This window comes from Streptomyces sp. LUP47B, assembly GCF_001746295.1.
Taxonomy (GTDB): domain Bacteria; phylum Actinomycetota; class Actinomycetes; order Streptomycetales; family Streptomycetaceae; genus Streptomyces.
Genome location: NZ_MJAH01000041.1, coordinates 1 through 8529, shown reverse-complemented (window position 1 = coordinate 8529; position 8529 = coordinate 1). Strand labels below are relative to the sequence as shown.

Sequence of the window (8529 nt, the reverse complement as noted above, 5' to 3'; positions counted from 1 at the left end):
GAGTGAAGGGCAGATTGCCCACGTGTTACTCACCCGTTCGCCACTAATCCCCACCGAAGTGGTTCATCGTTCGACTTGCATGTGTTAAGCACGCCGCCAGCGTTCGTCCTGAGCCAGGATCAAACTCTCCGTGAATGTTTACCGGTAATCCGGTCGACACATCACGAGAGCGGAGCGACCACCGGAATAAGGCGGTCGCTCACAGCGTCCTCGCTGTGTTTTCTTCAAAGGAACCTCGCCCCAGCAGATGCTGGAGACGGGGTATCAACATATCTGGCGTTGATTTTTGGCACGCTGTTGAGTTCTCAAGGAACGGACGCTTCCTTTGTACTCACCCTCTCGGGCTTTCCTCCGGGCTTTTCCCTTCGGTCTTGCGTTTCCGACTCTATCAGACCGTTTCCGGTTCCTCCGGCGGTTCCGACTCTATCAGATCCTTTCGGGCCTGATTCCCAGTCAGCGGGGCTTGCCTTCCCGGCCGTTGGGCCGTTCCGACGTCTCAAACCTTAGCGGACTCTCGCTGCGGTCCCAAATCGAGGGCCGCACCCAATCGAATTGAATTCGGGCACACCGAATTCATCCCGGCTGGGAGATCGTTCTGATGGTTTGAGTGGCCGCTTGCGCGGCGAAGGTGCTACTACAGAACCGTTACGGCTCCGTGGCAACCCGAAGAACTCTACGGATCCGGAAAGTGGCTGTCAAGCGCCCTCTGTCAAGATCTTTTAGTCGAGGTCGCTGAGCCGCCCGCCGGCGTCCGGCTGTGCGTGCTCCACCCTACGCAGAAGCCGGGTGAGGACGTCCCCGAGGGTGTTGCGCTCCTCGGCGGACAGGTCCTGGAGCAGGTCCTCCTCGAAGACTGTCGCGAGGCGCATCGCCTCCAGCCACTTCTCGCGGCCTTCGGCGGTCAGCTCCACGATCACGCGGACGCGATTGCTCTCGTCCCGCTCCCGGGTTACCAGCCCCTCGGCAAGCATGCGGTCGATGCGGTGGGTCATCGCGGCCGGCGTGAGGCCGAGGCGCTTGGCGAGATCGCTGGGGCCCATGCGGTAGGGGGCACCGGAGAGCACGAGGGCCTTGAGGACCTCCCACTCGGCGTTGCTGATGCCGAGATCTGCGGTCTGGCGGCCGTAGGCGACGTTCATACGGCGGTTCAGACGGGCCAGCGCCGAGACGATCTGCTCGACCTGGGGGTCGAGGTCCTGGAATTCGCGCTGGTAGGCGGCGATCTGCTCTTCGAGCGTCGGCTCGGGGACGCCAGGGGTCTCGGCCATGGCCGCAGTATGGCACGCACCTCCTTTGCCTTGAAGTCCTTCACTGTGTACTATTTAGCTTCGAACTTTAGCTTTGAAGTCTTCACTCCTAACTAGTGAGAGAGGTGAACGTGACCAGGGCGAGGGGCGCTGCGATGCGCCGGATCCACGTGGGCAACGCACTCAGCGCGTTCGGGCTCGGTTTCACCGTCCCCTACCTGTACGTCTATGTGGCTCAGGTGCGCGGGCTGGGAGCCATGACGGCGGGGCTGGTCCTCGCCGTCTTCGCCGTGGCGGCGCTGATCGTGCTGCCGTTCGCCGGGCGGGCCATCGTCCGGCGGGGCCCGCTGCCGGTGCTGCTCGTCGCCCTGATCACGGCCGCGCTCGGCGCGTTGAGTCTCGGCCTCGCGGGTCATGCCGAGACCGTGCTGCTCTCGGCGGCCGCGCTGGGGGCCGGTCAGGCCGTCATGCAGCCGGCGCTGGCGACGATGATCGTGGACTGCTCCACCTCGGAGACGCGGTCCCGGGCCTTCGCGACGCAGTTCTTCCTGCAGAACCTCGGACTCGGCGTCGGGGGTCTCATCGGCGGGCACCTCGTCGACACGTCGAGCGCCACGTCCTTCACCGTGCTGTTCACGATCGAGGCGGCGGTGTTCCTGTTGCTGGTGGTCGTGATGGCGACTCTGCGACTGCCGCACGCGCCCCGTATCGAGGGCGCGCCGGCCCAGTCCGCCAGGGGCAGCTGGAAGCAGCTGCTCGGAAACCGCGCCATGGTGCAGCTGTGCGTGCTGGGCTTCGTGCTGTTCTTCGCCTGCTACGGACAGTTCGAGTCCGGGCTGAGCGCTTACGGCGTCGAGGCCGCCGGTATCTCTCCCTCTGCGATGGGGACCGCTCTGGCCGCCAACACCGCGATGATCGTGGTGGCGCAGTTCGCCGTGCTCAAGTTCGTGGAGCGGCGCAGGCGGTCACGGGTGATCGCCGCGGTCGGGATCATCTGGTCCGTGGCGTGGATCGTGGCGGGCTACGCGGGCCTCGGGCACGGCAGCCGGGAGATGGCCACGGCCGCCTTCGTCTCGACGTACGCCTTGTTCGGACTGGGCGAGGCGATGCTGTCGCCGACGGTGGCCCCCCTGGTCGCCGATCTGGCGCCGGAGGGAATGGCGGGCCAGTACAACTCCGCCTTCGCCTTGGTGAAGCAGCTCGCACTGGCGGTGGGCCCGGCGGTCGGCGGCCCGATGGGTGCCTCCCTGCATGCGCCGTACATCGTGACGTTCCTGCTGTTCTCGCTGGGGATCACCTACCTGGCCGTCCGACTGGGCAGGCAGCTGACCCCGGCGCAGAACCAGCCGTCACTGCGGAAGAGCCGAGTGGTGGCCCAGGGTGGAGCGACGTCGGAGTCCGTGGCCGCCTAGCCGCAACCCCTAGGGGCGCGGGCTGTATCGATGTGCGGCTACCGCCGCACGGGCGCGACCGGTCACGGACAACCCGCGCCCGGCAGTGATCCGCGCCCCGCGGCGCTACCCCTTCGGCAGCACGAACTCGCACCAGACGGCCTTCCCGCCCCCCGGGGTCCTCCGGGACCCCCAGTTCGACGCGATGGTCGCCACGATGGCGATCCCCCGACCGGACTCGTCGCCGGCTTCCGCTCGCCGACGCCGGGGCAGATGGTCGTCCCCGTCCGTCACCTCGACGATCAGTCGCCGGTCGGTACGGCGGAGCCGCAACCGCATGGGCGGGGTCCCGTGCTGCAGGGAGTTGGCGACCAGCTCGCTCACCGCCAGCACGCCCAGATCATGCAGCTCCACCGGGAACCGCCAACTCGTCAGCACGCCGGAGGCGAACGCACGCGCGCGTGGAGCCGCCTCGACTCCGCCCAGCAGCTCCAACGCGGCGTTGCGGAAGAGATCGCCGTCGGGGCCCGTGTGGGCCGGGTGCTGGAGGACCATGACGGCCACGTCGTCGTCGTGTTCCGCGGTGACGCCGGCCGAGCGGACCAGGCGGTCGCAGATCACCTGCGGGGTGCCGGTCGCGCCGGCCAGGGCGCGCTCCAGTGCGGCGATGCCCTCGTCCAGATCCTCGTCACGGCGTTCGACCAGGCCGTCCGTGTAGAGCACCGCCGTGGAGCCGGGGCCGAGCGGGATGGAGCCCGAGGAGTGCATCCAGCCGCCGGTGCCCAGCGGCGGGCCGGTGGGTTCGTCGGCCCGCAGGACGACGCCGCTCTCGTCGCGGACCAGGATGGGCAGGTGACCGGCCGAGGCGTAGACCAGCTTGCCCTCGTTCGGGTCGTGGATGGCGTACGCGCACGTGGCGATCTGGTTGGCGTCGATCTCCATGGCGAGGCCGTCCAGGAGCTGGAGGATCTCGTGCGGGGGCAGGTCGAGGCGGGCGTACGCCCTGACGGCCGTGCGGAGCTGGCCCATGACCGCCGCCGCGCGGACCCCTCGGCCCATGACGTCGCCGATGACCAGGGCCGTGCGGCCGCCGCCGAGGGTGATGACGTCGTACCAGTCGCCGCCGACCGCGGCCTCGGTGCCGCCGGGGAGGTAGGTGGCGGCGATGCGCAGGTCGTCCGGTTCTTCGAGCTCCTGGGGGAGCAGGCTGCGCTGGAGGGTCACGGCGGTCTCGCGCTGGCGGCGTTCGCTGGCTCTGAGGCGCTCGGCGGCCTCGGCGTGGTCGGTGACGTCGGTCGCGAATACGAGGACACCGCTGCCACCGCCATCGTGTCCTTCCGTCACCGGGGTGCAGGTGAAGGTGTAGGAGCGGCCGTCGGGGGCCTTGCGGGACTTGACGGTGCGGGGCTTGCCGCTGCGCAGTACCTGGTCGAGGAGCGGGAGGAGGCCGATCTCGTCGAGCTCCGGGAGGGCTCGGCGGGCCGGTTCGCCCGTGGGGCGCAGGCCGAAGGCGACCACATAGGCGTCGTTGACGTAGGCGAGGCGGTGGTCGGGTCCGTGGACGAGGGCGACGAGGGCGGGGACTCGGTCGAGGACCTCGCGTACGGGGAGTTCGTCGACGGCGGGGACCGGCACGGTCAGTTGTTCGGCGCGGGCCGCGGGGACGGCACCGTCGCTCAGGCGGTCCTCGGTGACCAACTCGTCGGTCCGCGCTGCGGCGCGGCGCTGCGTTCCGGGGAGGCGGGCGCTCCAGCGCGTGAAGTTCACGAATCCTTGCCTCGTGTCGTCGTCTTCGGCGTCTTCGGGCCTGCTCCGGGCCCGGCCGGGGGGCTGGGGACGGCAGCCCGGGGGTGCAGCACGGGGAAACCTCTTGGTTCGAGGGGCGGGCGGCTGCCCGTCCGAAGTCGGGCACCAGTCTGGCAGGGTGACCGACCGGGTCGACATTCGTCAGACGCCGGGGCGGTCCGTGGAGTTCCTCGGTCCGGTCAGGACGACCCCTTCGGGTCGTTCGTCGGGTCGTGAGGATGCTTTCCACCGGCCGCGAGTTCGAACTCCGCTCGGGGATGTTCGAGTGAACCGAGGGAGACGATCTCCCTCTTGAAGAGCCCCGACAGGGTCCATTCGGCCAGGACGCGGGCCTTGCGGTTGAAGGTGGGGACCCTGCTGAGGTGGTAGACGCGGTGCATGAACCAGGCAGGGTAGCCCTTCAGCTTGCGTCCGTAGACGTACGCGACACCTTTGTGGAGGCCCAGGGAGGCCACCGAGCCGACGTACTTGTGGGAGTACGTCTCCAGGGGCTCGCCCCGCAGCGCGTGCGCGATGTTGTCACCGAGGACCTTGGCCTGGCGGACGGCGTGCTGGGCGTTGGGGGCGGTCTCCTTGCCGGGCTCCTCGGCGGTGACGTCGGGGACGGCGGCCGCGTCTCCGGCCGCCCACGCGTGCGTGGTGCCGTCGACGGTGAGCTGGGGGGTGCATTTCAGCCGCCCCCGCTCATTGAGGGGGAGGTCGGTGGCGGCGAGGAGCGGGCTGGGTTTGACGCCGGCCGTCCACACGACCGTACGCGTGGGAAAGCGGTTGCCGTCGCTGAGGACGGCGACGCGGTCCACGCAGGACTCCAGACGGGTGTTCAGGCGTACGTCGATGTTGCGGCGGCGCAGTTGGCTGACCGTGTAGCGGCCCATCTCCTCGCCGACCTCGGGAAGGATGCGGTCGGAGGCCTCGACGAGGATCCACTTCATGTCCTCGGGACGGACGTTGTGGTAGTAGCGCGCGGTGTAGCGGGCCATGTCCTCCAGCTCGCCGAGGGCCTCCACGCCCGCGTAGCCGCCGCCGACGAACACGAAGGTGAGAGCCGCGTCGCGGATCGCGGGGTCGCGGGTGGAGGAGGCGATGTCCATCTGCTCGATGACGTGGTTGCGCAGGCCGATGGCCTCCTCGACCGTCTTGAAGCCGATGCCGTGGTCGGCCAGTCCGGGGATCGGCAGTGTGCGGGCGATCGAACCCGGCGCGAGGACCAGTTCGTCGTACGACAGCTCTTCGCCGCCCGTCCGCTCCTCCTCGGTGGCGAGGGTGGTGACGGAGGCCGTGCGCTTGGCGTGGTCGATCGCGGTGGCCTCGCCGACGACGACACGGCAGCGGTCCAGGACGCGGCGCAGTGGTACGACGACATGGCGCGGGGAGATGTTCCCGGCGGCCGCTTCGGGCAGGAACGGCTGATAGGTCATGTAGGCGTCGGGCGTGACGATCGTGATCTCGACTTCGCCCCGCTCGAGTTCCCGTTTCAGCTTGCGCTGCAGACGCAGAGCCGTGTACATCCCGACGTAGCCGCCGCCGACAACCAGAATGCGCGCACGTTCCTTCACCATCCCATGACGCACCCGTCGCTTGAGTTTGTCCACAGCCTCGACAAATTGTGTGACCGGAGTTCATCGGCGCGCCGGGTTGGCCGGATCTCCGGAGCGCGCGGAAGGTTCGCAGGTCAACGGGTGTGCGCCGGGCGGGCGGAGGGGGTGCAATCGGGGCGTTTGCCACCCGTACTCCGATCGGGGGGCGCTCCGTGCGGAACCTGCCCCTTCTGAATTGACCCCCGCTCAACTATGTTCGTGTGTCGACGGGGTGTAGGGGGATGCGCTCCGGGTCCGCGACGGGCGGACTCGCGAAACGGGCTTGTTCCGCACGCTCCGGCTTTCGATGGCGGGGAGAGTCTCCGGGGGGAGACGTCATTACCGGGGGATATTTATGCACATTCAGGACTCTCATTGGTCCACCGCGTCCGCCATCGCACCCGGTGGCGGGGCGATGGGCGGCCCGATGGGTTCGGCGATGAGCGCGGCGGGCAACGGACGTGACGGATCGCGTTCGGCCCCGCTGCGCGTGGACGCACAGCGCAACCTGGAACACGTACTGCGCGCGGCGCGCGAGGTCTTCGGCGAGCTGGGCTACGGCGCGCCGATGGAGGACGTGGCGCGGCGCGCCCGGGTCGGTGTCGGCACGGTGTACCGGCGCTTCCCGAGCAAGGACGTCCTGGTCCGGCGGATAGCCGAGGAGGAGACCTCCCGGCTGACCGACCAGGCGCGGGCGGCGCTCGGCCAGGAGGACGAGCCGTGGTCGGCGCTGTCGCGTTTCCTGCGCACGTCGGTCGCGTCCGGTGCCGGACGGCTGCTGCCGCCGCAGGTGCTGCGGGTCGGGGTCGCCGACGAGGGCACCGACGGTTACGACGGGGCGCGGGTGCCGCAGCAGCGGACGACTCCGGGCTCCGGCGAGCTGCGGCTGGTGCCGGAGGAGACCCCGATGGTCTCCGCCGACGACGACGCCGGGGCGGCGGCCCTACTGGAGGTCGTGGGTCGGCTCGTGGACCGCGCGCGTGCGGCTGGTGAGCTGCGGACCGACGTGTCGGTCTCGGACGTCCTTTTGGTGATCGCGACCGCGGCGCCCTCGCTGCCGGACGCGGCGCAGCAGGCGGCCGCCTCGGCGCGGCTGCTGGACATCCTGCTGGAGGGGTTGCGGTCCCGGCCGGCGTGACTCGAAAGGGTGACAGCGGGGTGCGGATGGTTGACGTCCGCGCCCCGGCCCATTCCGGCGCGTTCCGGGCAGGCGAGCCAACTCCTCCGCCGGCCGCGGCAGTTGAGTCTTCCCCGGACGGGTGATCCTCAGTGCTGCCGTGCGGGAAGTCCCCACGGACGAGTGGATGCTCCATACGGAGGGGCGCTGACCAAAAGCCAATATGGCACTCTGACCCGGTGTTCGGGACTGGTTGGGCCGGCGGCGGGGGCATTCCGCGATGAGCGTTGACGGGCGGAACGAACCCCTTGACGAGGGCGACGGGGAAGCCGGGGGCACCCCACTGGTGCCGGGCCAGGGCGGTCGCGCCGGGATCCCGCAGGGCGGCATTCCCGCACAGGGCGGCGAACCCGTCGAGGGCAGCGTTCCGGCGCAGCGCGACCGGCGGCAGGACGGCGGCGTCCTGCCGGCGCCCAGGGAGCTGCCGCTGTCCGACGCCGACCTGATCGATCGGATGCGCTCCGGCGACGACACGGCCTACGAGGCGCTCTACCGGCGCCACGCGGGGGCGGTGCGCCGCTACGCCCGCACCTGCTGCCGCGACGGCCACACCGCGGACGACCTCACCGCCGAGGTCTTCGCCCGCATGCTCCAGGCGGTGCGCGGCGGCCACGGCCCTGAGCACGCCGTGCGTCCCTATCTGCTGACCAGCATCCGCCGCGTCGCCGCCGGCTGGACGAAGTCGGCGAAGCGGGAGCAGCTCGTCGACGACTTCGCGGTGTTCGCCGCGCAGGCCACGCGTTCCTCCGAGGTCTCCGACGACGACACTCTGGACCTGGGCGCCGACGTGCGCGCGATGCACGTGGCCGAGCAGTCCATGGCCATGCAGGCCTTCCGGTCACTGCCCGAGCGCTGGCAGGCCGTTCTGTGGCACACCGAGGTCGAGGACGAGTCGCCGAGCGAGGTCGCCACCCTCTTCGGACTCGACGCCAACGGCACCCGGGTGCTGGCCAGCCGGGCCCGCGAGGGCCTCAAGCAGGCGTACCTCCAGGCCCACGTCAGCGCCACTCTCGCCGCCGACGAGGAGTGCGCCCGCTACGCCGACCGACTGGGCGCCTACGCCCGCGGCGGGCTGCGCACCCGTGCCGAACGGGGTCTGCGCAAGCACCTGGAGGAGTGCGTCAAGTGCCGACTGGCCGCAGGCCAGATCAAGGAAGTCGCCGGCGGTATCCCGGCCGTCGTACCGATCGCGGTCATCGGCTGGTTCGGGGCCGCCGGGTACGCCAAGGCCCTCGGGCTCATCGCGGGCGGCGCCGGGGCGGGAGCTGCCGGAGCCGCGGGCGCGGCCGCCGCGGCGAGCGGGGGCTCCTCGGGCGGGGCGGGCGGGGCGG

The 8529-nt window shown here is 70.1% G+C and carries 6 protein-coding genes and 1 rRNA gene; 3 read left to right on the top strand and 4 right to left on the bottom strand.

The genetic code is table 11. The features are described 5' to 3' along the window. Positions 1–135: ribosomal RNA gene (locus BFN33_RS48925) — 16S ribosomal RNA — on the bottom strand; the annotation flags it as partial. A 584-nt stretch (positions 136–719) separates the two neighbouring features. Next, positions 720–1268, bottom strand: coding sequence for a MarR family winged helix-turn-helix transcriptional regulator (locus tag BFN33_RS48920; RefSeq protein WP_069766696.1), 549 nt, complete (start codon positions 1266–1268; stop codon positions 720–722). A gap of 134 nt (positions 1269–1402) precedes the next feature. On the opposite strand from BFN33_RS48920, the gene BFN33_RS48915 reads away from it, so the two are divergent. After that, on the top strand, positions 1403–2659 hold the full coding sequence (locus BFN33_RS48915; RefSeq protein WP_069766695.1) for an MFS transporter: 1257 nt from the start codon (positions 1403–1405) through the stop codon (positions 2657–2659). 105 nt (positions 2660–2764) lie between these two features. Here BFN33_RS48915 and BFN33_RS48910 read toward each other — a convergent pair whose 3' ends face one another. Together BFN33_RS48910 and BFN33_RS48905 are read right to left on the bottom strand one after the other, a co-directional pair. Beyond that, on the bottom strand, positions 2765–4405 hold the full coding sequence (locus BFN33_RS48910) for a SpoIIE family protein phosphatase (RefSeq protein WP_069766694.1): 1641 nt from the start codon (positions 4403–4405) through the stop codon (positions 2765–2767). A gap of 218 nt (positions 4406–4623) precedes the next feature. After that, positions 4624–6003 (bottom strand): NAD(P)/FAD-dependent oxidoreductase, encoded by a 1380-nt coding sequence (locus tag BFN33_RS48905; protein ID WP_069766693.1) that lies wholly within the window; start codon positions 6001–6003, stop codon positions 4624–4626. Between the two features lie 373 nt (positions 6004–6376). Between BFN33_RS48905 and BFN33_RS48900 the strand changes: the two genes are divergently transcribed. Further along, a complete protein-coding gene (locus BFN33_RS48900) occupies positions 6377–7159 on the top strand; it encodes a TetR/AcrR family transcriptional regulator (protein WP_069766692.1) in 783 nt (260 codons plus the stop codon). 259 nt (positions 7160–7418) lie between these two features. After that, positions 7419–8529 (top strand): sigma-70 family RNA polymerase sigma factor (locus BFN33_RS48895; protein WP_141758089.1); only part of this gene is annotated, 1111 nt, incomplete at its 3' end.